At 72.7% G+C, this 24,563-nt stretch carries 25 protein-coding genes; 9 read left to right on the top strand and 16 right to left on the bottom strand.

The window, feature by feature from the left end; all coding sequences use genetic code 11:
* The first annotated feature begins 116 nt into the window (after nt 1-116).
* The 3 genes from B4N89_RS18365 to B4N89_RS18355 all read left to right on the top strand — a co-directional run bounded on the left by B4N89_RS18365 (nt 117) and on the right by B4N89_RS18355 (nt 2,612).
* Entirely contained in the window at nt 117-1,391 is a 1,275-nt protein-coding gene (locus B4N89_RS18365) for a magnesium transporter MgtE N-terminal domain-containing protein (RefSeq protein ID WP_078979446.1), read from the top strand.
* Entirely contained in the window at nt 1,381-1,959 is a 579-nt protein-coding gene (locus B4N89_RS18360) for a DUF1003 domain-containing protein (protein ID WP_201260858.1), read from the top strand. The genes B4N89_RS18365 and B4N89_RS18360 overlap by 11 nt, the downstream gene beginning before the upstream one ends.
* Before the next feature lie 71 nt (nt 1,960-2,030).
* Nucleotides 2,031-2,612, top strand: coding sequence for a TetR/AcrR family transcriptional regulator (locus B4N89_RS18355; RefSeq protein ID WP_078976905.1), 582 nt, complete (start codon nt 2,031-2,033; stop codon nt 2,610-2,612).
* Here the strand turns inward: B4N89_RS18355 and B4N89_RS18350 are convergent.
* The 3 genes from B4N89_RS18350 to B4N89_RS18340 are packed head-to-tail and all read right to left on the bottom strand — an operon-like array spanning nt 2,587 to nt 5,280.
* Complete coding sequence (locus B4N89_RS18350; RefSeq protein ID WP_078976904.1) at nt 2,587-3,837, bottom strand: benzoate/H(+) symporter BenE family transporter; 1,251 nt, start codon at nt 3,835-3,837, stop codon at nt 2,587-2,589. The two genes, B4N89_RS18355 and B4N89_RS18350, sit on opposite strands and share 26 nt — an antisense overlap.
* An 18-nt stretch (nt 3,838-3,855) precedes the next feature.
* Nucleotides 3,856-4,332, bottom strand: a complete 477-nt coding sequence (locus B4N89_RS18345; RefSeq protein ID WP_078976903.1) for a macro domain-containing protein — start codon at nt 4,330-4,332, stop codon at nt 3,856-3,858.
* A 42-nt stretch (nt 4,333-4,374) separates the two neighbouring features.
* Complete coding sequence (locus B4N89_RS18340) at nt 4,375-5,280, bottom strand: amidohydrolase family protein (protein ID WP_078979445.1); 906 nt, start codon at nt 5,278-5,280, stop codon at nt 4,375-4,377.
* A 98-nt stretch (nt 5,281-5,378) separates the two neighbouring features.
* On the opposite strand from B4N89_RS18340, the gene B4N89_RS18335 reads away from it, so the two are divergent.
* The gene (locus tag B4N89_RS18335) at nt 5,379-6,527 is read left to right on the top strand and encodes an Mrp/NBP35 family ATP-binding protein (RefSeq protein WP_414646377.1); all 1,149 of its coding nucleotides are present in this window, start codon (nt 5,379-5,381) and stop codon (nt 6,525-6,527) included.
* A gap of 129 nt (nt 6,528-6,656) precedes the next feature.
* Here the strand turns inward: B4N89_RS18335 and B4N89_RS18330 are convergent, their stop codons facing one another.
* From B4N89_RS18330 to sigE, 5 genes are all read right to left on the bottom strand, one after another.
* On the bottom strand, nt 6,657-7,301 hold the full coding sequence (locus tag B4N89_RS18330; protein ID WP_078976902.1) for a hypothetical protein: 645 nt from the start codon (nt 7,299-7,301) through the stop codon (nt 6,657-6,659).
* Between the two features lie 298 nt (nt 7,302-7,599).
* A complete protein-coding gene (locus B4N89_RS18325; RefSeq protein WP_078976901.1) occupies nt 7,600-8,064 on the bottom strand; it encodes a sec-independent translocase in 465 nt (154 codons plus the stop codon).
* Between the two features lie 214 nt (nt 8,065-8,278).
* The gene (locus tag B4N89_RS18320; protein ID WP_235618683.1) at nt 8,279-10,306 is read right to left on the bottom strand and encodes a trypsin-like peptidase domain-containing protein; all 2,028 of its coding nucleotides are present in this window, start codon (nt 10,304-10,306) and stop codon (nt 8,279-8,281) included.
* A gap of 218 nt (nt 10,307-10,524) precedes the next feature.
* Entirely contained in the window at nt 10,525-11,145 is a 621-nt protein-coding gene (locus tag B4N89_RS18315; RefSeq protein WP_161500751.1) for an anti-sigma factor family protein, read from the bottom strand.
* 104 nt (nt 11,146-11,249) lie between these two features.
* Nucleotides 11,250-11,867: an RNA polymerase sigma factor SigE gene (gene sigE / locus B4N89_RS18310; RefSeq protein WP_101897113.1), complete on the bottom strand. Its 618-nt coding sequence runs from the start codon at nt 11,865-11,867 to the stop codon at nt 11,250-11,252.
* Between the two features lie 997 nt (nt 11,868-12,864).
* Between sigE and B4N89_RS18300 the strand changes: the two genes are divergently transcribed.
* On the top strand, nt 12,865-13,500 hold the full coding sequence (locus B4N89_RS18300; RefSeq protein WP_078979442.1) for an O-methyltransferase: 636 nt from the start codon (nt 12,865-12,867) through the stop codon (nt 13,498-13,500).
* A 125-nt stretch (nt 13,501-13,625) separates the two neighbouring features.
* Here the strand turns inward: B4N89_RS18300 and B4N89_RS18295 are convergent, their stop codons facing one another.
* Nucleotides 13,626-13,793, bottom strand: coding sequence for a DUF3117 domain-containing protein (locus tag B4N89_RS18295; RefSeq protein ID WP_078976897.1), 168 nt, complete (start codon nt 13,791-13,793; stop codon nt 13,626-13,628).
* A 282-nt stretch (nt 13,794-14,075) separates the two neighbouring features.
* Between B4N89_RS18295 and B4N89_RS18290 the strand changes: the two genes are divergently transcribed.
* On the top strand, nt 14,076-14,873 hold the full coding sequence (locus B4N89_RS18290) for an enoyl-CoA hydratase/isomerase family protein (RefSeq protein WP_078976896.1): 798 nt from the start codon (nt 14,076-14,078) through the stop codon (nt 14,871-14,873).
* A gap of 53 nt (nt 14,874-14,926) precedes the next feature.
* On the opposite strand, the gene B4N89_RS18285 is transcribed toward B4N89_RS18290, so the two are convergent.
* Nucleotides 14,927-15,517 (bottom strand): DNA-3-methyladenine glycosylase I, encoded by a 591-nt coding sequence (locus B4N89_RS18285; RefSeq protein ID WP_078976895.1) that lies wholly within the window; start codon nt 15,515-15,517, stop codon nt 14,927-14,929.
* Nucleotides 15,514-16,173 carry a DivIVA domain-containing protein gene (locus B4N89_RS18280; protein ID WP_235618682.1) on the bottom strand — a complete coding sequence of 220 codons (660 nt, stop codon included), beginning with the start codon at nt 16,171-16,173 and terminating at the stop codon, nt 15,514-15,516. Before B4N89_RS18280 ends, B4N89_RS18285 begins: the two co-directional genes overlap by 4 nt.
* A gap of 202 nt (nt 16,174-16,375) precedes the next feature.
* On the opposite strand from B4N89_RS18280, the gene folP reads away from it, so the two are divergent.
* The gene (gene folP / locus B4N89_RS18275) at nt 16,376-17,188 is read left to right on the top strand and encodes a dihydropteroate synthase (RefSeq protein ID WP_078976893.1); all 813 of its coding nucleotides are present in this window, start codon (nt 16,376-16,378) and stop codon (nt 17,186-17,188) included.
* A gap of 162 nt (nt 17,189-17,350) precedes the next feature.
* Here the strand turns inward: folP and B4N89_RS18270 are convergent, their stop codons facing one another.
* The 5 genes from B4N89_RS18270 to fdxA all read right to left on the bottom strand — a co-directional run bounded on the left by B4N89_RS18270 (nt 17,351) and on the right by fdxA (nt 22,398).
* A complete protein-coding gene (locus tag B4N89_RS18270; RefSeq protein ID WP_078976892.1) occupies nt 17,351-18,757 on the bottom strand; it encodes an alkaline phosphatase PhoX in 1,407 nt (468 codons plus the stop codon).
* Nucleotides 18,758-18,856: 99 nt separating this feature from the next.
* Nucleotides 18,857-19,639 carry a TIGR00730 family Rossman fold protein gene (locus tag B4N89_RS18265; protein WP_078976891.1) on the bottom strand — a complete coding sequence of 261 codons (783 nt, stop codon included), beginning with the start codon at nt 19,637-19,639 and terminating at the stop codon, nt 18,857-18,859.
* A 137-nt stretch (nt 19,640-19,776) separates the two neighbouring features.
* The gene (gene dapE / locus B4N89_RS18260; RefSeq protein ID WP_078976890.1) at nt 19,777-20,838 is read right to left on the bottom strand and encodes a succinyl-diaminopimelate desuccinylase; all 1,062 of its coding nucleotides are present in this window, start codon (nt 20,836-20,838) and stop codon (nt 19,777-19,779) included.
* A 63-nt stretch (nt 20,839-20,901) separates the two neighbouring features.
* Entirely contained in the window at nt 20,902-21,984 is a 1,083-nt protein-coding gene (dapC, locus tag B4N89_RS18255; RefSeq protein WP_143658143.1) for a succinyldiaminopimelate transaminase, read from the bottom strand.
* A gap of 87 nt (nt 21,985-22,071) precedes the next feature.
* A complete protein-coding gene (gene fdxA / locus B4N89_RS18250) occupies nt 22,072-22,398 on the bottom strand; it encodes a ferredoxin (protein ID WP_020556628.1) in 327 nt (108 codons plus the stop codon).
* A 204-nt stretch (nt 22,399-22,602) separates the two neighbouring features.
* Here fdxA and B4N89_RS18245 point away from each other — a divergent pair, with 204 nt between their 5' ends.
* Nucleotides 22,603-23,538: a GNAT family N-acetyltransferase gene (locus B4N89_RS18245; protein ID WP_235618681.1), complete on the top strand. Its 936-nt coding sequence runs from the start codon at nt 22,603-22,605 to the stop codon at nt 23,536-23,538.
* Nucleotides 23,535-24,374, top strand: a complete 840-nt coding sequence (locus tag B4N89_RS18240) for a SirB1 family protein (protein WP_078976888.1) — start codon at nt 23,535-23,537, stop codon at nt 24,372-24,374. The genes B4N89_RS18245 and B4N89_RS18240 overlap by 4 nt, the downstream gene beginning before the upstream one ends.
* Nucleotides 24,375-24,563 lie beyond the last annotated feature (189 nt).

Below are 24,563 nucleotides of genomic sequence, written 5' to 3'. Positions count from 1 at the left end.
TCATGCCCACCTTCACCGGTAGCCTGACCGACTGGGATGCCCCCGGCACGAGCGGGCACACACATCGGCGGCGCGCCACGTCGGCGGCGGACATCGGCAACGGAGGGACCACGGCAATGGGTGCGTCATCCGGGCGGGTGTTCATCTCGCACCTCGCGGGCGTGGCCGTGTTCGATCCCAACGGCGACCACGTCGGCCGGCTGCGCGACGTCGTCGTCATGCTGCGCACCGCCCAACTGCCCCCGCGGGTGCTCGGCCTGGTCGTCGAGGTGGCCACCCGACGCCGGATCTTCGTCCCGATGACCCGGGTGACCAGCGTGGAGACCGGTGAGGTGATCACCACCGGGCTGGTCAACATGCGCCGTTTCGAGCAGCGACCGAGCGAGACGCTGGTGCTCGCCGAGATGCTGGACCGGCGGGTGGCGCTGGCCGAGAACGACGAGTCGGTCACCGTCCTCGACGTGGCGATGGCGCTCGGGCGCGGGCGCGACTGGCTGATCTCCAAGCTCTTCGTGCAAAAGGGCGGCACCTCGGCGCTGCGCCGCAGACGCGGCGAGACGATCACCGTCGACTGGAACGCGGTGGTCGGCTTCGAGCGCCCCGAGGACCAGCAGGGCGCGGCCAACCTGCTCGCCACGTTCGAGCAGCTGCGCCCCGCCGACCTGGCCAACGTGCTGCACAACCTGTCCGCCAAGCGCCGTGCGGAGGTGGCTGCGGCGCTGGACGACGACCGGCTCGCCGACGTGCTGGAGGAGTTGCCCGAGGACGACCAGGTGGAGATCCTGGGCCAGCTCCAGGAGGAGCGCGCGGCCGACGTGCTGGAGGCGATGGACCCCGACGACGCGGCCGACCTGATCTCCGAGCTGCCCGAGGACACCGCGGAGCGCCTGCTCGGGCTGATGGAGCCGGAGGAGGCGGAGGACGTGCGCCGGCTGCTGACCTACGTCGAGGACACCGCTGGCGGCATGATGACCACCGAGCCGATCGTGCTGGAGCCGGGCGCGACCATCGCCGAGGCGCTGGCGCAGGTGCGCAACGCCGACCTGTCGCCGGCGCTGGCCAGTCAGGTCTACGTGTGCCGGCCGCCGACCGAGACGCCGACCGGCAAGTATCTGGGCACGGTGCACTTCCAGCGGCTGCTGCGCGATCCACCGTTCACCCTGGTCGGCGCGGTCCTGGACACCGACCTGATGCCGCTGCGGCCGGACACCCCGCTCGCCGAGGTGACCAGCTTCCTGGCCGCCTACAACATGGTCGCCGCGCCCGTGGTGGACGAGGACGACCACCTGCTCGGCGCGGTCACCGTCGACGACGTGCTCGACCACCTGCTGCCCGAGGACTGGCGCGAGGGCGCGATACACGGAGACGGGAGTGTCCGCCGTGGCACGTGAGAGCACGAGCGCCGACAAGCGGCGGCGTCCGCGCCTGGATCAACCGCGCGATCCGGGGCGGCGTCCGCTGCTGCCCGCGTACGACCCGGAGGCGTTCGGCCGGTTCTCCGAGCGGATCGCCCGCTTCCTGGGCACCGGCCGGTTCCTGGTCTACATGACCGCCACGGTGATCGTGTGGATCGGCTGGAACATCTTCGTGCCGCCGGCGCTGCGGTTCGACGAGTATCCGTTCATCTTCCTGACCCTGGCGCTGTCCCTCCAGGCGTCGTACGCGGCGCCGCTGATCCTGCTCGCGCAAAATCGCCAGGACGACCGGGACCGGGTCAACCTGGAGCAGGACCGGGCCCGCAACGAGCGCAACATCGCCGACACCGAGTATCTGACCCGCGAGGTCGCGGCGCTGCGGATCGCCCTCGGCGAGGTGGCCACGCGCGACTTCCTGCGCTCGGAACTGCAGTCCATGCTCAAGGAGTTGGACGAGCGACGGGAGACGGACGGGTGGCTGATGGGCCGCGAGGTCACCGACGCGCACCTGGGCCGAGGGCCGCGCCCGCCGGAGTCCGAGTAGTCTCCCGTCTTATACAGTTGTATCATTCACTCGTATAAGACATCTGTCTAGAAGAGCGCTACCATCGGGCCATGGGACATCGCGAAGACCTGCTGGCCGGAGCCAAACGCTGCCTGTACGAAAAGGGCTACATGCGCACCACCGCGCGCGACATCGTCGCCGCGTCGGGGACCAATCTGGGCTCGATCGGCTACCACTACGGATCCAAGGACGCGCTCATGCAGCAGGCGCTCCTGGAGTCGATCGAGGGGTGGGGCGACGAGTTGTCCGGTGCGCTGGCCGAGGCGGTCGGGAACCGGGCCGCGCCGCCGGAGCGGTTCGAGGCGATCTGGACGCGGGTCGTCGACCTGATGGAGTCGCACCGGATGATGTGGGCCGCCAACTTCGAGATCCTGGCCTACCTCGACGAGTTGCCGGAGATCCGCAAGGTGCTCGGCGCGGCGCAGGACGAGGGTCGCTCCGGCCTCGCCTCGATCTTCCTGGGCCTGCCCGAGGAGGGCAACGAGCACCTGACCGGCACGGTCGGGGCGCTGTGTCAGGCACTGCTCCTGGGCGTGGTCGGCCAGTGGATGCTCGACCCGGACAACGCCCCCACCGGCCGCGACCTCGCCGAGGGCATGCGCGTGCTCATGGGCGTGCCCTCGCCCGGCTGAACCACCCCGACGAGAGCACCACATGGGCCAGAACCCCCGCGATCAGGCCCCAGAACGCGGACCCGACGCCCCGGATGGTCACTCCCGAGGCGGTGGCCAGGAAGGTGATCAGCGCCGCCTCCCGGTGCTCGTCGTCGGCCATCGCGCCGCCGAGCCCGCTCGCCAGCGCGCCGAACAGCGCGACGCCCGCGACCGCGGCGACCAGTTCCTTGGGCAGGCCCGCGAACACCGCGACCAGGGTCGACCCGAACATCCCCACGACCAGGTAGAACACGCCGCACGCGACCCCCGCGACATAACGCCTGCGGGGGTCGCGGTGCGCCTCGGGTCCGGTACAGATCGCCGCGGTGATCGCGGCCGGATTGATCGCGTGCGATCCGAACGGCGCGAGCAGCGTGGACACCGCGCCGGTGGAGCCGATCAGCACCCGGTCGTCGGGCCGGTAGCCGGAGGCCGCCAGCACCCCCATTCCGGGCGCGTTCTGCGAGGCGAGCGTGGCCACCAGGAGCGGCACGGCGATCCCGATCAGCGCCGGTACGGACAGGTGCGGCGTGGTCCACACCGGCCGGGCGATCTCGAACGAGTCCACGTGTACGTGCAACCGCGAACCGGCCGCCGCGCAACCCACCCCGACCACGAGCGCGACGAGCACCGCGTAGCGCGGCACGAACCGCTTGGCCACCAGGTAGCCGAGCAGCACCCCGCCGCCGATCCACGGCGCGGTGCGCACCGAGGTGAACACCCCGGTGCCGAACGAGAACAGGATCCCGGCGAGCATCGCGGAGACCACCGCGCTCGGCACCTTGCGGATCAACCGGCCGAACACGCCGGTCACCCCGATCGCGGTGATCAGCACGCCGGTGACCACGAACGCGCCGATCGCCTCGGGATACGCGTACGAGCCCAGGCTGGTCACCAAAAGCGCGGCTCCGGGGGTGGACCACGCGGTGACGATCGGCATCCGGGTGTACAGGCTCAGCCCCAGGCAGGTCAGCCCGCTGCCGATGGACAGCGCCCACACCCACGAGCCGGTCTGCGCCGGGCTCAGCCCCGCGCCGGCCGCGGCGGACAGCACGATCACCAGCGGCCCCGAGTAGGAGACCAGGACCGCGATCAGGCCGGCGAGCACCGCCGAGAGGGAGGCGTCGCGCCACAGGTTGGGCCGGGCCGCCGGCGCCGCGGCCCCGGTGCCCGCGTCGGTGTCCGTCGGAGTTCGGATGGTCACCGCGCGCCCGCCTCGTGGTCAGTCGTGGTCGTAGACGGTGACCGGGACACCGCGCCCGCTCAACCGTTCGAGGATGAGCGGCTCCACCCTGCCCCACGTGCCCCCGGCCAGGCCACAGCCAATTCGCGGCATGTGGACCGACGCGCCGAGTTCGAGCGCCCGCTCGCCGAGGGTGCGCAGGGCCCGGTCGATCGCGTCGTAGCGCACCGGCGGGCCCTTGCTGCCGGTACGGGTGCCGTGTTGACCGATCAGGTTGGCCACCCACAGGTAGGTGTCCACCCGGATCAGCCGCACCGCGCCGAGCCCGAAGTCGTTGTCCGCCCGCTCGCGATACCACCGCCGGTAGTCGGCCTCCGGCTCCGGCCACCGCTTGGACAGCGCGAGCACGAAGCCCTTGCCCCAGCCGCCGCGGTCGTTGCACACGTGCGCGATCACCTTGACGCCCTTGCCCAGTGGCGTGGTGGCATCGCCCCGGACGTACCCGATCGTCTCCACCCCCGGCACGGTAGCCGGCCGCGCCGACGCGCCGGTACGGGTTTACGGGCGGGCGCGCGGGGCCCGGCCCGGGGTGAGCCCGAACAGCCGCGCCGCGTTGTCGTGGCACACCGCGCGCAGCCAGTCGTCGCCGAGGTCGACCCGGGTGAGCGCGGCGAGCGCGTCGGCGTAGCCGTAGGGGATGTTCGGGAAGTCGCTGCCCCACAGGATGCGATCCGCCGCGTCGAGCAGCCGGGGCCGGTCGGCCGGCGGGAACGGGGCGGCCTCCTCGACGAATTCGGTGAACGCCATCGTGGTGTCCAGGTGCACCCTCGGATAGCGCGCCGCCAGGTCCAGGAACGCGCCGTACTCCGGCATCCCCATGTGCGCGACGATCAGCGCCAGCCGCGGATGCCGGGCCAGCACCCGGGCGATCGGCTCCGGCCCGGTGTGCGCCCCGGGCACCGGCCCGGATCCGCAGTGCGCGACCACCGGCACCCCGGCGTCGGCGAGCGTGCCCCACACGTCGTCCAGGAGCGGATCGGTCGGATCCCAGCCACCGACCTGGACATGGGCCTTGAACACCACCGCGCCCGCGTCGATCGCCTCACGCACGTACTTGGCCGCGTCGGGTTCGGCGAAGAACGTGGCCGTGTGCAGACAGTCGGGAGTCCGCGCGGCGAACTCGCGCGACCACGCGTTCAGCCACGCGGCCATCGCGGGCTTGTGCGGATACAGCATCGACGTGAACGCCGAGACGCCGAAGCCGCGCAGCGTGGCCACCCGCGCGTCCTCGTCCAGGCGGTAGGTGATCGGCCACGGCCGGCCGATCAGCGGACCGGCCGCGTCGAAGTACGCCCACACCTTGTCGAGCACCTGCTTGGGCATGAAGTGCGTGTGCACGTCGATCAGCGTCGCCAGGCCCAGGGCCCGGCGGAACTCCGCCACTCGCGTCCGCTCGGCCGACATCGTCACGCGGCACCTCCCCGTCGGTTCACAGCCCCCGCCGCAGGCTCGGATCCCGATGCTCGCAAAGGGTTCCGGCGCGAGGGTCGTAAGCTCACGGTATGGCTTCTGCAACCCTGCCCTCGGCGGACGACGTCCAGGATGCCCTGGCGACCGTCCAGGACCCCGAGATCCACCGGCCCATCACCGAACTGGGCATGGTCAAATCCGTCGAGATCCTGGCCGACGGTCGGGTCGAGGTCGCGGTCTATCTGACGGTCAGCGGCTGTCCGATGCGCGAGACGATCATCAGCCGGGTGGAGACCGCCGTGGCCGCGCTGCCCGGGGTGACCTCGGTCGGCGTCGAACTCGACGTGATGAGCGACACGCAGCGCAAGGAGCTGGCGAGCCACCTGCGCGGCGGGCAGGCCGAGCGCGAGGTGCCGTTCGCCAAGCCCGGCTCGCTGACCCGGGTCTACGCGGTGGCCTCGGGCAAGGGCGGCGTCGGCAAGTCCTCGGTCACGGTGAACCTGGCCGCGGCGATGGTCGGGCAGGGCCTGAAGGTCGGCGTGGTGGACGCGGACATCTACGGCCACTCGGTGCCGCGCATGCTCGGCGTCGAGGGCAAGCCCACCCAGGTCGAGAACATGATCATGCCGCCGTCGGCGCTGGGCGTGAAGGTCATCTCGATCGGCATGTTCACCCCCGGCAACGCGCCGGTGGTCTGGCGCGGGCCGATGTTGCACCGCGCGCTCCAGCAGTTCCTGGCCGACGTCTACTGGGGCGACCTCGACGTCCTGCTCCTGGACCTCCCGCCGGGCACCGGCGACATCGCCATCTCGGTCGCCCAGTTGGTGCCCAACGCGGAGATCCTGGTGGTGACCACGCCGCAGCAGGCCGCCGCCGAGGTCGCCGAGCGGGCCGGCACGATCGCGGTCGAGACCCGCCAGACGATCGCCGGCGTGATCGAGAACATGGCCGGGCTGCCCTGCCCGCACTGCGGCGAGATGGTCGACGTGTTCGGCTCCGGCGGCGGACAGCGTGTCGCCGACGGGCTCTCCGCGGCCACCGGCACGAAGGTCCCGCTGCTCGGCTCGATCCCGATCGACACCCGGCTGCGCGAGGGCGGCGACACCGGCCGCCCGGTCGTCGTCGACGCGCCCGACTCGCCCGCCGCCGTCGCGCTCGACGCGGTCGCGGCGAAGCTCGGCGGTCGCGAGCGCGGCCTCTCCGGCCTCCAACTCGGCCTGACCCCGCTGCGCAACTTCTAGCGCCTGCCCGGCGGATCGGGTCGGATCGGGTCGCGTCGTCCGGTGCCGTACAGCGGACCGCCGGAGAAGCAGCCGCACGGAACCGTCATGCGGCTGCTTCTCCGAGGCGGCGCGGCGGGGTGCGGGCGTTCACCCGTCCGGCGTCGCGTACGTGCGCAGGTCCACCGAGCGGGACAGGCCCAGGCCGTACGCGCTCGCGCCCCGGCCGTACACCCCCAGGTACACGCCCGCGCTCTCTCCCGCGAGCACCCAGCCGTACGCCGACTCCCGGTAGCGGAAACGCGCCGGCACCCCGTCGACCGGGATCGCCAGGTCCGTCCACCCCGGCCCGGGCAGATTGTCGGACAGGTCCCACGCGATGTTCGTCTGCTGATCCAGCCACTCCGCACGGGTCGCGCGGTCCAACTGCCACGGCCAACTCTCCGCGAGCAGCGCCACCCCTGCGAGTGATGCCGCGCTCGCCTTCGACGTGGCCTCCATCTGCCCCGTGCCGTCGCCGGCCGGCCGCTTGGGCCGCTGCGGAACGGTCACCACGGACACGAACCGGCGGGGCGTGGGATCACCGGGCCGGCGGCTGGGCAGATCGCCGTGGCCCAGCGTGCCGTAGTCGATCGTGCCCCGACCCCGACACACCGAGGACAACCAACGCCGCCCGTTCCAGCCCTCGTCCAGGCCGTACCAGGGGAAGTCCGCGTTCAGGTATTCCGCCAGCAGATCGGGCCTGCCGGCCCCGTCGGCGGGCAGCGCCTCGCCCGCGTGGCTGATTGTGTCCATGCTCCGCCTCATCAGGTCCTCTCGCGCGGCGCGACGGCGCCGCGCCGGCTGCCTCGGTCTGCCATGTCGGGCGACCACTCCCCCGGACGATCCGGGTGGACGAGCCGTGCGATACATGTATCCGCCGAGTCACCGACCACACACTGCCCGTGTACTCCGGCTCCATAGTGCCCGAATACGCGGGCGCTCCGAGACCGCATGGTGCCCGAATACGCGGGATGCTCCGACGCCGTCTCCGGCGCCGGACGGCCGGCCGGATTCCGGGCCCCGAATCCCCGGCCGGGGCGAGCGGATCGACCTAGGTGGCGTCGGCGTCGTACGGCGGACGCTCGCCGGGCTCGACCCGGGCGGCGCCGGCGTTCTTGTGCAGCGAGGTCTTCGGCGCGGACGACTGCCCGGCCGCCGGGCGGTGGGAGGTGTCGGGCACGTCCGGCTCGAAGAGGTTGCCGCTCGCCAGACCCTTGATGTCCTCGAAGTCCTTGCCGAGCGAGTCGCGCAACTCCCGGATGCCCAGATCGTCGTCGCCGTCGCCCATCAGGTTCTTGCGGACGAAGGTCTTCGGGTTCAGGTCCTCCAGGTGCATGTCCTGGAACTCCGGACCCAGTTCCTTCTTCAGGTCCGCGCGGGCCCCGGAGGAGAACTCGCGGAACTTGCGAATGGTGCGGGCCACGTCGCCGATCATCTTCGGCAGCTTCTCGGGACCGAAGATGACGATCGCGAGGATGACGAGCGCGACCATCTCGGGTGCACCGACGTCGAACACCTGGACTCCACGAGATTGCGCGAGGGGGTTCGGTCGGGTGACCGAACCCCCTCAGAGTAGTCGTCGACCCCCCGAGCGGAAGGGCGCGGGCGGCACCGAACCGGTCGCTTGGCGCCTATTGGCAAAAGATGTGATCACCCGGCCATGTGTACGTCATGTCCGAGTCATCCTGCTTGGCGGCCGATCGGCCCCTCGGGGCCGGCCGGCCTCCGGGTCAGCCCGCCTCGAGGGTCATGTCGACCGTGCGCTCCGCGCCGTCGCGCTCGATGGTGAGCTTGACCACGCCGCCGGGCGCCTTGGACCGGATCGCCACGATCAACTCGTTCGCGTCGTGCACCCGGCGGCCGTCGATCGCCTTGATCACGTCACCCGGCTTGAGCCCGGCCCGCTCGGCGGGCCCGCCCGGACGCACCGGCGGCGTGCCCTTGACGTCCTCCGACGCGATCCGGGCGCCGTCGCCCGTGTAGGCGACGTCGAGCGAGACACCGATCACCGGATGCGAGGCCTTCCCGGTGTCGATCAACTGCTGCGCGACCCGGCGCGCCTGGTTGATCGGGATCGCGAAGCCGAGGCCGATGCTGCCCGCCTCCTGCTGCGCCCCGAACGGATTGCCCTGGCCGGCGCCGCCGGCCGAGCGGATCGCCGAGTTGATCCCGATCACCGAACCCGCCGCGTCGATCAGCGGCCCGCCCGAGTTGCCGGGGTTGATCGGCGCGTCGGTCTGCAGCGCGCTGATGTAGGACACGTCGCTGCCGGAGGAACCGGCGCTCACCGCGCGGTCCTTGGCGCTGATGATCCCGGAGGTGACGGTGCCCTCCAGGTTGAACGGCGCACCGATGGCGATCACCGGATCGCCGACCTGCACGCCGTCGGAGTTGCCCAGCGGCAGCGGGTGCAGACCCTGGACCCCGGATACCCGGATCACCGCGAGGTCGTAACCGGCGTCCCGGCCGACCAGCGTCGCGGTGGTGCGCTGCCCGTCGTTGAACGTCACCGTGATCGTGCCGCCGGACGCGGCCGACTCCACGACGTGGTTGTTCGTCAGGATGTCGCCGGCGGTGTCCAGCACGAAGCCGGTGCCGGTGGCCTCGCCGCGACCGGTCTTGGCGTGGATGTACACCACGCCGGGCAACGTGCGGTCCGCGAGGCCGGCGATGGTGTCCTTGCCCCGGGCCGGACCGCTCTGCGGCGGGTCGCCCAGGCGGATCTTGGTGTCGTGCCGATCGGCGATCCAGGCCCCGATGCCGCCGCCGATCAACCCGGCCACGAGTGCGAGGGCCGCGGCCCACACCACCAGCCGGCGTCCATAGCGCCGACCCAGGTCCTCCGTGGGTCCACCCGCCCCGGTCATGTCCCCGGGGACGGCGTAGCCGTACGGCACGGCCTGGTAGGGCGCGTAGCCGGTCTGCGGGGCATACGACGGGTACGGCCCATAGGGCCCGTAGCCCGGATGCGCGACGCCGGCCGGCACACCGTAGGGACCGGGCTGCCCGGGCTGCGCGGGCTGCCCCGGATATCCCGGCCACTGCCCGGTCGGCTGCTGCGGAGGCGGCCCGGCGGGCGGCGGTTGCGGCGGCGGGGCGAACGGGTCGTAGCCGGGGTCGTCCGCGACCGGCAACTCGGCGGTGCCGTGCACCACGGGCACCTCGGCGGTCACCGCGTCCCGGACATCGGGCGTCGGCACCCCGAACGCGTCGGGCTCGACGGCGGGATCGGCCGGCGGCGGCTCGACGGCCGCACCGGCCGGCACCTCCTTGGCCAACGACATCCGCGCCGGAAACGCGGCGGGCTCGTCGTCGGCCGCACCGGGACGCCCCGAGTCGGCAACGCCGTCGGCGGCGCGCGACCCACGAACCCCGTCGAAGCCATCCCGCCGCGACCGGGCGAAATCCTCACCCGCCGCGTGCGAACCACCGGGCGCGGCCGAGCCCGCACCGGCGGCATCCCGTCGAGCCGACTCGGCGTCCGCATCCGACGCCCGGGAGTCGTCCCCGCCGGAGTCCTCGGCCCCCGACACCGGTCGGACCTCGGTGGGCGGCTCCTCGTGCGACACCCGGCCGGGAGCCGCAGGGTCCGGAGCCGCGCCGTCGGGTGTGTCCTCTCCGGGGTCGGTCGACACCCGCGGGCCGCCGGGCGGGAAGGCCGCCGGTTCCGCGCCGGGGTCGTGCTCGGGTGCCGGTCCGGCCGGCGCGTCGTCGCCTCGCGGCGGCTCCGCTCCCCCACGGCCGTATGCGTCGCTCATCGTGTGCCTTCCTACCGCTCCCGGTGTGCCGGGGCATCCGCTGCTTCTCCGGCCCGGCCACAGTCTTGCGCGTGCCGCTCGCCGGCGTCCCGGCGGCAGCGGATACCCGTCACCTCCCGCACGCGAACCCGCCCGAAAGCACCGCGCCCGCGCGGATCCGCGCGGGCGCCCCGGCCCCGGCGCATCGACGCACGGGGTCGGGTGTACCGGCCTGCGGCCTAGGGCCGGGCCTCGATCGTGGCGACCGGCACGGTCAGGGACGCTCCCGCGAGCACCGGCTCGGAGCGTTTGGCCGACTTGCCCGCAGGCAGCGCGGTGGTGCTCGCGGCCTGCTCCACCAGGTAGCGCTCGACGGCCGGGGCCGCGGGTCGGCCCTCGGTGCCGCCGCTGGTACCGCCGGGCACGAAGGCGCTGCTCAGCGCGACGGCCATCATCGAGAACGCGCCGGCCGCCGCGAACGTCAGCCGACGCCGGCTCACCGGCGGACGCACCCGCTCGGGCATGTTGCCGGGCCGGCCCGCCCGCGGGCCGGTCGACCGCGAACGTGCGCGGGTCGAGCCCGTCGGTCGCCCGGCGGCCGGGAACATGAATCGATCGCCGCCCGCAGGCGGCGCGGGCGGCTCCTCGGCGGATTCCCCGAGCGCGAGCAGCCGCGCCATCAGGTCCTCGGAGGGGCCGGGTTGGCGCGCGTTGCCGAGCAACTGCTTCACCTGGCGCTGCTCCTCGGCCTCCACGCGGCAATCCGCGCATTCGGCGAGGTGCGCCAGCACCTTCTCGCGGGCCTCATGGCCCAGTTCGCCGTCAACATAGGCGGCGAGCTTGTCGTCGGGGTGGCTCATGTGCCCACCTCGCATGCCCCACATCGGGTCGCGGCGCGCCCCAGCCGTGTGGCACTCACTACCCCCCTGCCCAAGCGGTCGCCGGGCTCACTGCTCACGGTCCCTCATCTCCGCACCGTGGTCCGAACCTCCGCAGCCGTCTCCTGGCCTGCCTTGTTCCGGGGAGCACGATGCCGCAGCGCCGCACGGAGCTGGGACCGGCCGCGGTGGATGCGGCTGCGCACGGTCCCGAGTTTCACTCCGAGCGTGGTGGCGATCTCCTCGTACGACAGGCCCTCGATGTCACACAGTACGACCGCGGCGCGGAACTCCGGCGCGAGCGCGTCCAGCGCCTGCTGGACATCCGCGTCCAGGTGGGCGTCGTCGTATGCCTGCGCGGGCGAGAGCTCACGACCGGCGAGGCGTTCGCCCGCGTCGTCGCCCAGACCCTCGAAGCGGATGCGCTGACGGCGCCGAACCATGTCGAGGAAAAGGTTCGTGGTGATGCGGTGCAGCCAACCCTCGAACGTGCCGGGCGTGTAGCTCGACAACGATCGGAACACTCGGACGAACACCTCTTGGGTGATGTCGTCCGCGTCGTGCGGGTTGCCACTGAGGCGGTAGGCGAGCCGATACACCCGCGCGGAGTGGGTGCGGACGATGTCCTCCCACGTCGGCGGGACCCATTCGGCCTGGGCTGGGCTGCTGGTTGCGTTTGCGGCTTCGGCCACGTGATCCGGCATCGGCGACGGCTCGCGAGTACAGGATTGTTCCCCGCGACGGTCGACCACTGCCACACCTCCTCTTCCGAGTAGCGCAACCACCATAAGCGTCCTGCCTGTTAAGCCCGGATAAGGGCGCCGAGCCCCGGTCCGACCCCACCTCCGGTGCCGCGAGACCACGAGCCTCGTGTTCACCTGTCTTCCGTGGGGGTCAACGAACCATATTCGCGGGGGGTTCCCGTGTGGGGCGCTCGGGGGTCGGGGCGCGGGGGTCGGGCGGTTGGGGGCCGGGGCGCGGGGGTCGGGGCGCGAGGGACGGGGCTCGGGGATCGAGGCGCGAGGACCGGGGCGCGAGGGATCGGGGCGCGAGGGATCGAGGCGCGAGGGATCGAGGCGCGAGGGATCGAGGCGCGAGGGATCGAGGCGCGAGGGATCGAGGCGCGAGGGATCGAGGCGCGAGGGATCGAGGCGCGAGGGATCGAGGCGCGAGGGATCGAGGCGCGAGGGATCGAGGCGCGAGGGATCGAGGCGCGAGGGATCGAGGCGCGAGGGATCGAGGCGCGAGGGATCGAGGCGCGAGGGATCGAGGCGCGAGGGATCGAGGCGCGAGGGATCGAGGCGCGAGGGACGGGTGGGTGGGCGCGGTCGTGGGCGCGGCGTTGCTTCTTGTTGGGCGCTTCGCGCCGGCTCGCGAGGCACCGCTTTTCTGCTCCCCCGCTTCGCTCCTCCGCAGAAAAGCGGCACCCCGCTCGCGGCTGTGCGCCCCTCCGCTTCGCTCCGGGTCGCCCAGCCCAAAGAAACAAGCGGCGGCTCCGCCGCTCTCCGCGCTTCGCGCGTCGATCGCGTGGGTGGCCACTGTCGGGGGCGCTGACGCGCCGTGGGGTGGGGGGCGGCGGGGTGGGGTGGGCGGTTGGGCGGCGCTCCCCGGGTGGTGGGGGGACGCCTCGGTAATACGCTTGCGCTCAGGTGGCCGACCCGTTTCGAGCGCGAACGGGCGGCCGGGACAGAGGAGGAAGCCATTTCCGGCAATCGCCAGGCGAGCTGGGCGTTCGCGGAAGAGTACGTCGGCGAGGACGCCGTCCTCGCGGGCGCCCGCGCCCGCGCCCGGGAAGTCGGCGTGCTCCCGATAGGTCCCGGCGGCGGCGCCGCGCTGCGCTTCCTCGCCGCCGCGGTCGAGGCCAAGGCGGTCGCCGAGATCGGGACCGGGACCGGGGTGTCCGGCCTCTACCTGCTGCGCGGCATGCGCTCCGACGGGGTGCTCACCACGGTCGACGCCGATCCCGAGAACCAGCGGCTCGCCAAGGAGACCTTCACCGAGGCGGGCTTTCCCAGCGGGCGCGCCAGGTTCATCCCGGGCCGGGCCCTGGAGGTGCTGCCCCGGCTCGCCGACGGCGGCTACGACCTGGTGTTCTGCGACGGGGACAAGCTCGAATACCTGGACTACCTCGCCGAGGCGCTGCGGTTGTTGCGGCCCGGCGGCGTGGTCTGCTTCGACAACGCGCTGCTGCGCGACCGGGTGGCCGATCCGGCGCACCGCGACGCGGAGACCGCCGCCGTGCGCGACGTGTTGCGGGTGATCCGCGAGCACGAGTCGCTGGTGCCGGCGCTGCTCCCGGTCGGCGACGGCCTGCTGTGCGCGGCCCGCCGGGGCTGAGCCGGACCGGGCCGACGTGCGGCCCGACCGGGCACATGCCGACGGCCCCGGTACGAACATGAGTCTCCATGTCCGTGCCGGGGCCGTCGCATCACGACTTTCGTCGAGGGCGTCGCCCCAGGGGGTCAGCCCACGGCGTTCTTCAGCGCCTCGCTCAGGGCGCCGGCCTCATCGGCCGACAGCTCGACCACGAGCCGTCCACCGCCCTCAAGCGGAACGCGCATGACGATGCCCCGCCCTTCCTTGGTCACCTCGAGCGGGCCGTCGCCCGTCCGCGGCTTCATGGCCGCCATGCTCGTTCCCCTTCCTGCATATCGACGCACCGGTGCTCAAACCGGCCACCGGTCTTCGAGAGCATTGATCAGGGACCATTATCCCGCATCGAACGGTGGGGTGAGCAACATCGGGTCCCGTCGACCTCTCCGACCCCGTCCGTACGGCGCGGAATGAGATGGTCCGTCCCGGCTCGGAAATGCAGCTGACGGTCCGTCAGGGGCGGGACGCCGGCCGGATCCGGCTTCCGGCATGCTGTGCACATCCCACCTGCGGCGATGTATGTGATGTGGAGGCAAGTCATGACCGACAAGGCCGAGATTGTGCGGTACGACCTCGCCGACGGAGTCGCGACCGTCACGCTGAACCGGCCCGAGGCGATGAACTCGCTCGACGAGCCGACCAAGATCGCGTTGCGCGACGCGGTCCTGCGCGCCGCCGAGGATCCGGCGGTCCGGGCGGTGCTGTTGACCGGCAGCGGTCGGGCGTTTTGCGCCGGCCAGGACCTGAAGGCGCACATCCGTCAGCTGGACACCGGCCACGACGCCACCTTCGCGACCGTGCGCGAGCACTACAACCCGCTGGTGACGGCGCTGGCGACGATGGCCAAGCCGGTGGTCGCGGCGGTCAACGGGGTCGCCGCCGGGGCCGGTGCGGCGATCGCCTGGGCCTGCGACTTCCGGATCATGGCGGACACGGCCGGCTTCAACACCGCCTTCGCGGGGGTCGCGCTGACCGCCGACTCGGGCGCGTCCTGGACGCTGCCGCGCCTGGTCGGCCAGGCCCGGGCGATCGAACTGCTGATGCTGCCCCGCACGGTCAAGGCCGCCGAGGCGCTGGAACTGGGCCTGGCCCACCGGGTGGTACCGGCCGACGAGGTCCTCGACACCGCCCGCGACCTGGCCCACCGCCTCGCCGAGGGCCCGACCGTGGCCTTGGCCGCCCTCAAGGAATCGGTCGCCTACGGCGCCTCGCACTCCCTGGTCGACACCCTGGCCAAGGAGGACGAACTGCAACTGCGGGCGGGCTCCTCCGAGGACCACCGCATCGCGGTGGCCGCCTTCGTCGCCAAGGAAAAGCCCACCTTCCTCGGCCGCTGACGCCCACCACCCGGCGGGGCGGACGCCGCCCGCCGGGTCGAGGCGGGGGCGGGTCAGCGGGAGACGCAGGCCTCCAGGTGGTCGTTGACCAGGCCGCAGGCCTGCATCATCGCGTAGGCCGTGGTCGGGCCGACGAAGCGGAAACCCCTGCGCTTGAGCTCCTTGGCCAGGGCGGTGGACTCGTCGGTGACCGCCGGGACGTCCGAGAGGGCCTTGGGGGCCTTCCGGCGGCCGGAAGGTGCGAAGGACCACACGAGGGCGTCCAGGCCGCCCTGGAGGGCCTGTGCCGCGTGCGCGTTGGCGATGGCGGCGTCGATCTTGGCCCGATTGCGGATGATGCCCTCGTCGGCGAGCAGCCGCGCGCGGTCCGTGTCGTCGAAGGCCGCCACCCGCGCGATGGAGAAGTCGGCGAAGGCGGCCCGAAAGCCCTCGCGCCGACGCAGGATGGTCAACCAGGACAAACCGGACTGGAACGCCTCCAGACACAGCCGCTCGAACAGCCGGTCCTCACCGTGGACCGCGACGCCCCATTCGGTGTCGTGGTACTGCCGGTAGTCGTCGGGGCCGGTGGCGCCCCACGGGCAGCGCAGCAGTCCGTCCGGTCCCGGGACCGGACCACCGACGACGGGGGCGGCGGCGGTCATGACTTCGGGTCGCCCTTCGCCTCGTCGTCCCTGTTCGCCCCGCCGTCCTCCGGCTCGAACTCGGCCCGGTCCTTCGCCTCGTTGCTCGCCTCGTCCACGGCGGCCTCGGGGGCCGGGGCCGGCTCGGCGGCCGGCACGTCCGCGTTCGACTCCGACGTCTCGTCCGCGTCGACGGCCGGTTCGCCCAGCGGTTCGCCCCCCGGTTCGGCGGCCTCGGCGTCGACCGCTGTCGAGCCCGCGGCCTCGGTGCGCTCCGGCTTCGCCGGCGAGGTGCCCGAGCCGCGCGGCGCGGGGGCGTGCCCGCTCGCGCCGAACGCGCTCGCCCCGGCGGCGGTCACGCCCGCCATCGCCGACGCGACGCCGACCGGCGTGGTGCCGGCGAGCTTGTACTCGAGTTCCAGGATGCGTGCGTCGCGCGCCGCGAGTTCGCCGGTGAGCCGGTCCAGCACCAGGTCCACCTCGCTCATCCGGTAGCCCCGGAAGACCACCGGGAAGCGGATGTGGTCGACGTCGGCGCTGGTGAGCGGGCGGTCGCCGGGCATCCGCAGCTCGGGCTGTTCGCGGTAGGCGTCCGGAAGGGAGCCACCCGCCCCGAGCACGACCGCGGCGATCACGAGGACCACCCCGATCACCACGACAAGCTGGATCCAGAACACGGACGGCTCCCCTTCGACGGCGGTGCAGGCGCTGGAACGGTGTCGGCTCCGGGCCGTTTCGGGAAGCCCCCGGCTCGTCGCACGGGACGATCGTGCCACGATCAGGGGGTCAGGTGGCACGTGCAGGGTGTGGGCGGAGGTCGACGGGGTGACGACGCTGAGGCTGGGACGACGGGAGTTCGAGGGGGACGAGTTGGTGATCATGGCGATCATCAACCGGACACCGGACTCGTTTTTCGACAAGGGCGCGACGTTCGACGATCGACCGGCCCTGGACGCGGTCGCCCGCGCGATCGACGAGGGCGCGGGAATCGTGGACATCGGGGGCGTGAAGGCCGGTCCGGGGGCCGAGGTGGACGTCACGGAGGAGGTCCGCCGGACGGTGTCCTTCGTGGCCGAGGTGCGCCGCCGCCACCCCGACGTGGTGATCAGCGTGGACACCTGGCGCCACGAGGTCGCCGAGGCGGTCTGCGACGCCGGCGCCGACCTGCTCAACGACGCGTGGGGCGGGGTGGACCCCAAGCTGGCCGAGGTGGCCGCGACATTCGACGCGGGCATCGTGTGCACGCACGCCGGCCGGGCGCAGCCGCGCACCCGGCCGCACCGGATCGGCTACGTCGACGTGATGGCCGACATCCTGGACGTCACGGTGGGCCTGGCCGAGCGTGCCGCGCGGCTCGGCGTGCGCCGGGACGCGATCCTGATCGACCCGGGGCACGACTTCGGCAAGAACACCCGGCATTCGCTGGAGGCCACCCGCCGGCTCGGCGAGATGGTCGACACCGGGTGGCCGGTCCTGGTCTCGCTGTCCAACAAGGACTTCGTCGGCGAGACGCTGGACAAGCCGGTGAACGAGCGGCTGCTCGGCACCTTGGCCACGACCGCGGTCAGCGCGTGGCTCGGGGCCCGGGTGTACCGCGCGCACCAGGTCGCGGAGACCCGCCAGGTGCTCGACATGGTGTCCTCCATCCACGGCACCCGGCAGCCCGCCGTGGCCCGTCGCGCCCTGGCCTGACGGGCCCGGGGCGGGTCTTCGAGCCCCCGATCGAAGACCCCGCCCCCGGTGGCCTCGTACGCTTCCCGGAGAACGCCTTTCGGCGCCCGCCCCCACCGCGAAGGTGGGCGCGGACGCCGAAAAGTGGGCTTCGACGGCGACGACGGCCGGCGACTTCGTGCCTCAGCAGCGCTTCCAGGGACCCTGGATGGCGTACATGGTGCCCGGGGTCTGCACGTTCGCGAACAGCGTGCGGCCGTCCTCGGAGAAGATCGGGCCGGTGAACTCGCTGTCGCCGTCCACGTCGTTGCGGGCGACCGGGTAGGTCTTGCCGTCGTCGGTCGCGCCGAGCAGGTGCTGCACGCCCTCGCCGTCCTCGGCGATGATCACGCCGCCGTGCGGCGACACGCTGATGTTGTCCGGGCCGTCGAACGGACCGTCCACGTCCGGCGTGGCGTTGACGCCGAAGCGCAGCTTCAGGGTCAGCCGGCCGCGACGCGGGTCGTAGAACCAGATCTGGCCGTCGTGCGCGGTGCCCGGGCTCTCCTTGCGGGCGAAGCTGCAGACCACGTACGCGCCGCCGTCGCCCCACCAGATGCCCTCGATCTTGCGACCGCGGGTGATGTCGGTGTTCTGGAACTGCTTGCGGATCGACGTGGTGCGCGCGTCGCGCTCCTGCACGGTGACCCAGTTGACCGCATAGGTGGTGCCCACCTCGGTCGCGCGGGACAGGTCGTCGACGTGCTTGCCGCTCGCGTCCACGCAGCGCATCGCCGCGAGGGTGCCCGCGTCGTCGGCGAGCTTGCGCAGCCGGCCGCGACCGCCGTCCCAGTGGCGCGGGGGCTCCCAGCGGTAGAACAGCCCGTTCGGGTTGCTCGCGTCCTCGGTCAGGTACAGGTGGCCGCGGCGCGGGTCCACCGCGACCGCCTCGTGGGCGAACCGGCCGAGCGCCTTGATCGGCTTCGGGTCGCGGTTGGCGCGGCGGTCGTACGGGTCGACCTCGAAGACGTAGCCGTGGTCCTTGGTGGCGCTGCCCTGACCGGCCAGCTGCTCGGTCTCCTCGCAGGTCAGCCAGGTGTCCCAGGGGGTCACCCCGCCCGCGCAGTTGGTCGCGGTGCCGGCCACGCCGACGTACTCGCGGATCCGCCTGCCGTAACGGTTCACCTCGACCACGGTGCAGCCGCCGGCCAGGCCCTCGTCGTAGACCAGGCCCGCGAGGTGCGGGACCGGCAGCGGGGTGTCCTTGAGCGAACCGCCGAGTTCGTGGTTGTTCACCAGGACGGTGCCGCCGCCGCGCAGCTTGAACGCGCCGGTGCCGTCGTGGTTGCTCGGGGTGGCCTCGCCCGACTCCAGCTTGGTGACACCGGCCTCGGTGACTATCTGGTACGAGAAGCCCTTGGGCAGCGCCAGCCGCCCGGCGGGGTCGTCCACCAGCGGGCCGTAGCCGACGCGGGCCGGCGGGCGCCGGTCGCCGGGACGGGACGAGGCCGAGGCGTTCGGCGCCAGCAGCATGCCGGTGCTGCCGATGAGGGCGACACCGGCACCGGTGGTGGCGGTGCGACCGAGGAAACCCCTACGGGACAGCGACATCTGGTTTGCTCCTGTGACAGGCGGGAGATATCGGGACGCCCCTACGCTTTCGCCCCTCGGTGTCGTCCGAGTAAACACGACGAAGCCCCCGCATGCCCGTCAGGTGGCAATCGACCCGCCGGCGGCGCGTCCTTCGGCGGCGGCCTTGTCCGCGCGTGCCTCGGCCTCCAGTTTCGAGCACTCCAGATCGGCGTCGCGGATGATCCGCACCGCCTCGTCCACGTCGTCGGTGATCCGGATCAGGTCCAGGTCGGCCGGCGACGCCTTGCCCTGGGCGATCACCACGTCACGCACCCAGTCGACCAGTCCGCTCCAGTAGTCGCGGCCGATCAGCACCACCGGGAAGTGCGTGACCTTGCCGGTCTGCACGAGGGTGAGCGCCTCGAACAACTCGTCCAGCGTGCCGATCCCGCCGGGCAGCACGATGAAGCCCTGCGCGTACTTGACGAACATCGTCTTGCGCGCGAAGAAGTAGCGGAAGGTGATGCCGCGGTCCACGTACGGGTTCAGCCCGGACTCGAACGGCAGCTTGATGCCGACGCCCACCGACTGTCCGCCGGCGTCCCGAGCACCCTTGTTGGCCGCCTCCATCGCGCCGGGGCCGCCGCCGGTGATCACCGCGTAGCCGGCCTCCGCGAGCGCCTGTCCGACCCGTTCGCCGATGCGGTACTCGGCCGAGCCCGGTTTGGTCCGGGCCGAGCCGAACACGCTGACCGCGCGGCCGAGGTCGGCGAGCATGCCGAACCCGTCCACGAACTCGGTCTGGATCCGCAGTACCCGCCACGCCTCGGTGCCGAGGTGCCCCATGCCGGAATGTTGTTCCTCCACCTCGCTGGGCGAGGCGAACTCGGGTGGCTCCTCCGGAGCGAATCGCGCGTCCATCCGGCCACCCTGCCACGCCGAGCCGGGCCCCGATCGCATTTACGCCACAGACCCGGCCCGGAACCCGGCCCGAAACCGCCCGCGACCGAGGCCGCGACCCCGTCGGCGACCCCGTCCGCGCCCCCCGCGCGCCCGACTCAGCCGAGCCAGTGCCGCAGCCGCTCCTCGCTGTCCCCGATCAGCGCGATCTCCACGTGCTCGTCCCGCTTGTGCGCCAGATTCGGATCGCCCGGCCCGTAGTTCACCGCCGGAATGCCCAGCGCGGAAAAACGCGCCACGTCGGTCCAGCCGAACTTGGCCCGCGGCGGCGTCCCGATCGCCGCCACGAACGCCGCCGCGGCGGGCCGGTCCAGGCCGGGCAGCGCCCCGGCGGCCTCGTCGGTGAGCACCACGTCGAACCCGGCGAACACCTCGCACACGTGCGCCAGCGCCTGCTCGACGCTGCGATTGGGCGCGAAGCGGAAGTTGACCGTCACCGCGCACGCGTCCGGGATCACGTTGCCCGCGACGCCGCCCTCGATCTTCACCGCGTTCAGCCCCTCGCGGTATTCGAGGCCGTCGATCTCCACCCGCGCGCCCTCGTACGCCCGCAACCGGGCCAGGATCGGCGCCGCGGCGTGGATCGCGTTGTCGCCCAGCCACGAACGGGCCGAGTGCGCGCGGGTGCCGGTGGTGGTCACCGTGACCCGCAAGGTGCCCTGGCAGCCGCCCTCGACCGCGCCGCCGGTGGGCTCCATCAGCACCGCGAAGTCGGCGACCAGCCACTCGGGGTGGTTGTTCGCCAGCCGCAGCAGCCCGTTGCGCGCGGCCTCCACCTCCTCGCAGTCGTAGAACACGTAGGTGACGTCGCGATTGGGCTCGGGCAGGTGCGCGGCGAGCCGCAGTTGCACCGCGACGCCGCTCTTCATGTCGGAGGTGCCGCACCCGTACATCAGCGGACCCTCGATCCGCGACGGCAGGTTGTCCGCGATCGGCACGGTGTCCAGATGACCCGCGATCAGGATGCGCTCGGCGCGCCCGAGTTCGGTGCGGGCGACGACCGAGTCGCCGTCCCGGTACACGGTCAGGTGCGGGACGGCGCGCAGCGCCTCCTCCACCGCGTCGGCGAGCACCCGCTCGTCGCCGCTGACCGACGGGATGTCGACGAGTTGCGCGGTGAGCGATGCCGCGTCCTGGGACAGATCGAGCTTCACGGTCATGCCGGGAAGCCTATCCCCGTCCCCGAACGCGGCCCTCGGTTCCGGGCGGCCGCGACCGCCCGCTCAGCCCTCGTGCAGCCGCTTCACGCCCGCCGCGACCCGCTCGTCGGTCGCGGTGAACGCGAGCCGCACGTGCCGGCCACCCAGCGGCCCGTAGAAGTCGCCCGGCGCGACCAGGATGCCGCGCTCGGCGAACCAGGCCACCGTGTCCCAGCAGTCCTCGTCACGCGTGGCCCACAGGTACAGGCTCGCCTGCGAGTGCTCGATTCGAAAGCCCGCCGACTCCAGAGCGCCGCGCAGCGCCGCGCGCCGGGCCGCGTAGCGCGCCTTCTGCTCGGCCACGTGCTCGTCGTCGGCGAAGGCGACGGTCATCGCGGCCTGCACGGGGCCGGGCACGATGTGCCCGGAGTGCTTGCGCACCGCGAGCAGTTCGCGGATCACCGAAGGATCGCCCGTGACGAACCCGGCGCGGTAGCCGGCCAGGTTGCTGCGCTTGGACAACGAGTGCACCGCGAGCAGACCCCGGTGCGAGTCGCCGCAGACGTCGGGGTGCAGCACCGACACCGCCTGGGTGTCCCAGCACAGCTCGATGTAGCACTCGTCGGAGACGAGCAGCACGTCGTGCGCGCGGGCCCACGCCACGATCTCGCGTGTCTGTTCGAGCGTGCGCACCGCGCCGTGCGGGTTGCCCGGCGAGTTCAGCCAGATCATCCGCACCCCGGCGGGATCGGGCAGGGTGCCGTCCACCACCGGCAGCGGGGTGGCCCCGGCCAGCCGCGCGCCCACGTCGTAGGTGGGGTAGGCCAGCGCCGGGTGCGCGACGATGTCGCCCGGGCCGAGCCCCAGCTGGTTGGGCAGTGCCGCGACCAGTTCCTTCGTCCCCATCACCGGCAGCACGGCGTCCGCGCTAGCCCCGGTGACACCGAGCCGTCGGCGCAACCAACCGACGATCGACTCGCGCAGCTCCGGCTTGCCGAACACGGTCGGGTAGCCCGGCGCGTCGGCGGCGGCGCACAGCGCGGCGCGGATCAGCTCCGGCGTGGGGTCGACGGGGGTGCCCACCGACAGGTCGACCACGCCGTCGGGATGGGCCCGCGCGCTCGCGCCGAACGGCTCGAGCCGGTCCCAGGGGAAGACGGGGAGCAGGTCGGTGACGCGACGTGCTTCCCGGCCCCGCGCGTCGGCGGGGTCGGGAAGCGGCCGCGCACCGTTGTGCGAAGCGGTCACGACGCTCTACTCGCCGGTCGCCTGCGGCGGCAGCGCGGCGATGAGCGGGTGGTCCTTGGCGATCAGACCCATCTTCGAGGCGCCGCCCGGGGAGCCGAGATCGTCGAAGAACTCCACGTTCGCCTTGTAGTAGTCCTTCCACTGCTCCGGGGTGTCGTCCTCGTAGAAAATCGCCTCGACCGGGCAGACCGGCTCGCAGGCTCCACAGTCGACGCATTCGTCGGGGTGGATGTACAGCGCACGCTCACCCTCGTAGATGCAGTCGACGGGGCACTCCTCGATGCATGCCTTGTCCTTCAGGTCGACGCAGGGCTGCGCGATGACGTAGGTCACGTCGGGTTCCTCCTCATGCGGGCGGTACAGGGTGCGCGGGAGCGCGGCAACGTCGGTGCCCGCAACTAGTATCGCGGTGGGCCGGGGCCTACTCCTAGCAGGTGGCCCTTACCTGTGGGCCGGGAACATGTCAGCAGACGTGGGCGGACGAGGTCAGCACGGATCGGGGATGCCGGACAGGTGAAGAGGATCACACCGCGGGATGTGGGCAGACGCGTGTCGGTGCGCCGCGAACTGCCGCCCGAGGACGCCGAGGCGAGCTATTCCGACGTCGTGGGCGACCTCGTGGACTGGCGCGACGGTGTGCTGACAATCACCCGCAGGGACGGCAGTATCGCCCGGGTGGCGGAAGCGAGCATCGTCGCCGCCAAGGTGGTCCCGCCACCCGTGCGGCGGCTCACCCCGGCCCGCCTGCAGGACGTGGCCAGTCGGTCCTGGCCCGCCACCGAGGTCGCCGCCTTCGGCGAGTGGCTGCTGCGCGCGGCCGGCGGATTCACCCGCCGGGCCAACTCGGTGCTGGTCCTGGGCGAGCCCGACATGCCCTTCCCGGAGGCACTCGATCGAGTGGATGCCTGGTATTCGGCGCGCGACCTGCCGACGCTGTTCCAGGTCGCGCACGAGGACCCGTTCGACCGTTTCCTCGACGCCGCCGGGTGGCCGGCCGAGGGCGACGCGCTGATGCGCACCGGGCGCCTGGTGCGCGCGGCCGACGTGCTGCGCGACGTGGACGCGGGCCGGGTCGAGGTCGGGACCACCCTCACCGACGGGTGGGTGTCCCTCTACCACCGGGTCGCGCAGCACGCCGGCGGCGCCGAGCGGCACGTGCTCCAGGGGCCGCCGGGGACGCTGTTCGCGACCGTGTCCGACCCGGAGTCGGACCGGCCGGTCGCCATCGGCCGGGTGTGCGTGCTCGGCCGCTACGCGGGCTTCGCCGGCCTGGAGGTGGACCCGGCGCACCGCAGACGCGGCCACGCGCGAGCGATCGTCAAGGCGCTGACCGACCGGGCGCTCGCGGGCGGCGCGGTCACCGGGTGGCTCCAGGTGGAGTCGGACAACCGGGCGGCGCGCGAGCTCTACGACGCGCTCGGCTACACCGACCACCACGGCTACCACTACCGCCGCTCCCCGGCCGCCACGTGAGCGCTCCCGGCAGTCCCCGCGACCGGTTCGCCGCGGTCGTGCGGGCCGACGAGGTGGATCTGGCCGAGGCCGCGCTGCTGATGGGCGTCGAGGTCGATCCGGCGTTCGATCCGGCGGTGGGGATCGCCGAGTTGGAGCGGCTCGCGGCGGCGGTGCGGGCCGAGGCGGGGCCCGCCTTCGACCCGTCGGGGGCCGCCGCGGCGCTGGCGCGGGTGCTCGGCGGGCGGGCCCGGTTCCTCGGGCAGCAGTCCGACTACGCCGACCTGCGCTCGTCGCTGCTGCACGAGGTGCTGCGCCGCCGGCGCGGATTGCCGATCCTGCTGTCGGTGGTGTGGATCGACGTCGGCCGCCGGGCCGGGCTGCCGGTGTACGGCGTCGCGTTGCCGGGACACTTCGTGGTCGGGATCGGGGATCCCGACGGCGAGTTCGAGCTGGCCGACCCGTTCCACGGCGGGGTGCCGCTGTCGGTGTCCCGGGCCCGCCGACTGGCCGCGGAGGCGGGTGGCCGGCCCGGCGATCCGACGCTGCTGCAACCGGCGCGGCCGACCGCGATCCTGCTGCGGATGTTGAACAACATCCGCGCCTGGGCGGCCCAGCCCGAGCGCGGGATCGAGGGCGCCTGGACCCGGCTGTGGGCGGTCGAGCTGTCCCTGCTGCTGCCGCGCCACCCGGCGGCACTGCGGCACGAACGCGGCACCCTGCTCGCCAGGACGGGGCAGTTCGCGGCCGGCGCACGGCAGTTGGAGGAGTACGCCGAAGTGGTCAAGCACATCGACCCCAAGGCCGCGGAGGGCATGCTCACCGAGGCAAAGGCGGCCCGGGCCCGACTGAACTAACGAGCCGGCACGGCCGTAACCGCGTCCGACGCGTGCCACCGCCCGTCCGACGGCCCACCCACCCGGCCCGGCAAATCCCGAACCGACACCACATCCACCCCGACGCGACTCCTCGCACCCGCCGCATCGAGCCGCCCGGACCCGACTGAACCAGCCGACCGGCACCCGCCCGACGGCCACGAAACCCGC

Source organism: Embleya scabrispora, assembly GCF_002024165.1.
In the GTDB taxonomy this organism is placed as follows: domain Bacteria; phylum Actinomycetota; class Actinomycetes; order Streptomycetales; family Streptomycetaceae; genus Embleya; species Embleya scabrispora_A.
This window is presented reverse-complemented; position numbering and strand designations above follow the sequence as displayed.

Bases quoted from the DNA above. Each gene is read 5' to 3' on its own strand.
- B4N89_RS18365 (WP_078979446.1), top strand. From the start codon at position 117: ATGGGTGCGTCATCCGGGCGGGTGTTCATCTCGCACCTCGCGGGCGTG.
- B4N89_RS18355 (WP_078976905.1), top strand. From the start codon at position 2,031: ATGGGACATCGCGAAGACCTGCTGGCCGGAGCCAAACGCTGCCTGTAC.
- B4N89_RS18340 (WP_078979445.1), bottom strand. From the start codon at position 5,280: ATGTCGGCCGAGCGGACGCGAGTGGCGGAGTTCCGCCGGGCCCTGGGC.
- B4N89_RS18335 (WP_414646377.1), top strand. From the start codon at position 5,379: ATGGCTTCTGCAACCCTGCCCTCGGCGGACGACGTCCAGGATGCCCTG.
- B4N89_RS18330 (WP_078976902.1), bottom strand. From the start codon at position 7,301: ATGGACACAATCAGCCACGCGGGCGAGGCGCTGCCCGCCGACGGGGCC.
- B4N89_RS18320 (WP_235618683.1), bottom strand. From the start codon at position 10,306: ATGAGCGACGCATACGGCCGTGGGGGAGCGGAGCCGCCGCGAGGCGAC.
- B4N89_RS18315 (WP_161500751.1), bottom strand. From the start codon at position 11,145: ATGAGCCACCCCGACGACAAGCTCGCCGCCTATGTTGACGGCGAACTG.
- sigE (WP_101897113.1), bottom strand. From the start codon at position 11,867: ATGCCGGATCACGTGGCCGAAGCCGCAAACGCAACCAGCAGCCCAGCC.
- B4N89_RS18295 (WP_078976897.1), bottom strand. From the start codon at position 13,793: ATGGCGGCCATGAAGCCGCGGACGGGCGACGGCCCGCTCGAGGTGACC.
- B4N89_RS18290 (WP_078976896.1), top strand. From the start codon at position 14,076: ATGACCGACAAGGCCGAGATTGTGCGGTACGACCTCGCCGACGGAGTC.
- B4N89_RS18285 (WP_078976895.1), bottom strand. From the start codon at position 15,517: ATGACCGCCGCCGCCCCCGTCGTCGGTGGTCCGGTCCCGGGACCGGAC.
- folP (WP_078976893.1), top strand. From the start codon at position 16,376: ATGGCGATCATCAACCGGACACCGGACTCGTTTTTCGACAAGGGCGCG.
- B4N89_RS18270 (WP_078976892.1), bottom strand. From the start codon at position 18,757: ATGTCGCTGTCCCGTAGGGGTTTCCTCGGTCGCACCGCCACCACCGGT.
- B4N89_RS18265 (WP_078976891.1), bottom strand. From the start codon at position 19,639: ATGGACGCGCGATTCGCTCCGGAGGAGCCACCCGAGTTCGCCTCGCCC.
- dapE (WP_078976890.1), bottom strand. From the start codon at position 20,838: ATGACCGTGAAGCTCGATCTGTCCCAGGACGCGGCATCGCTCACCGCG.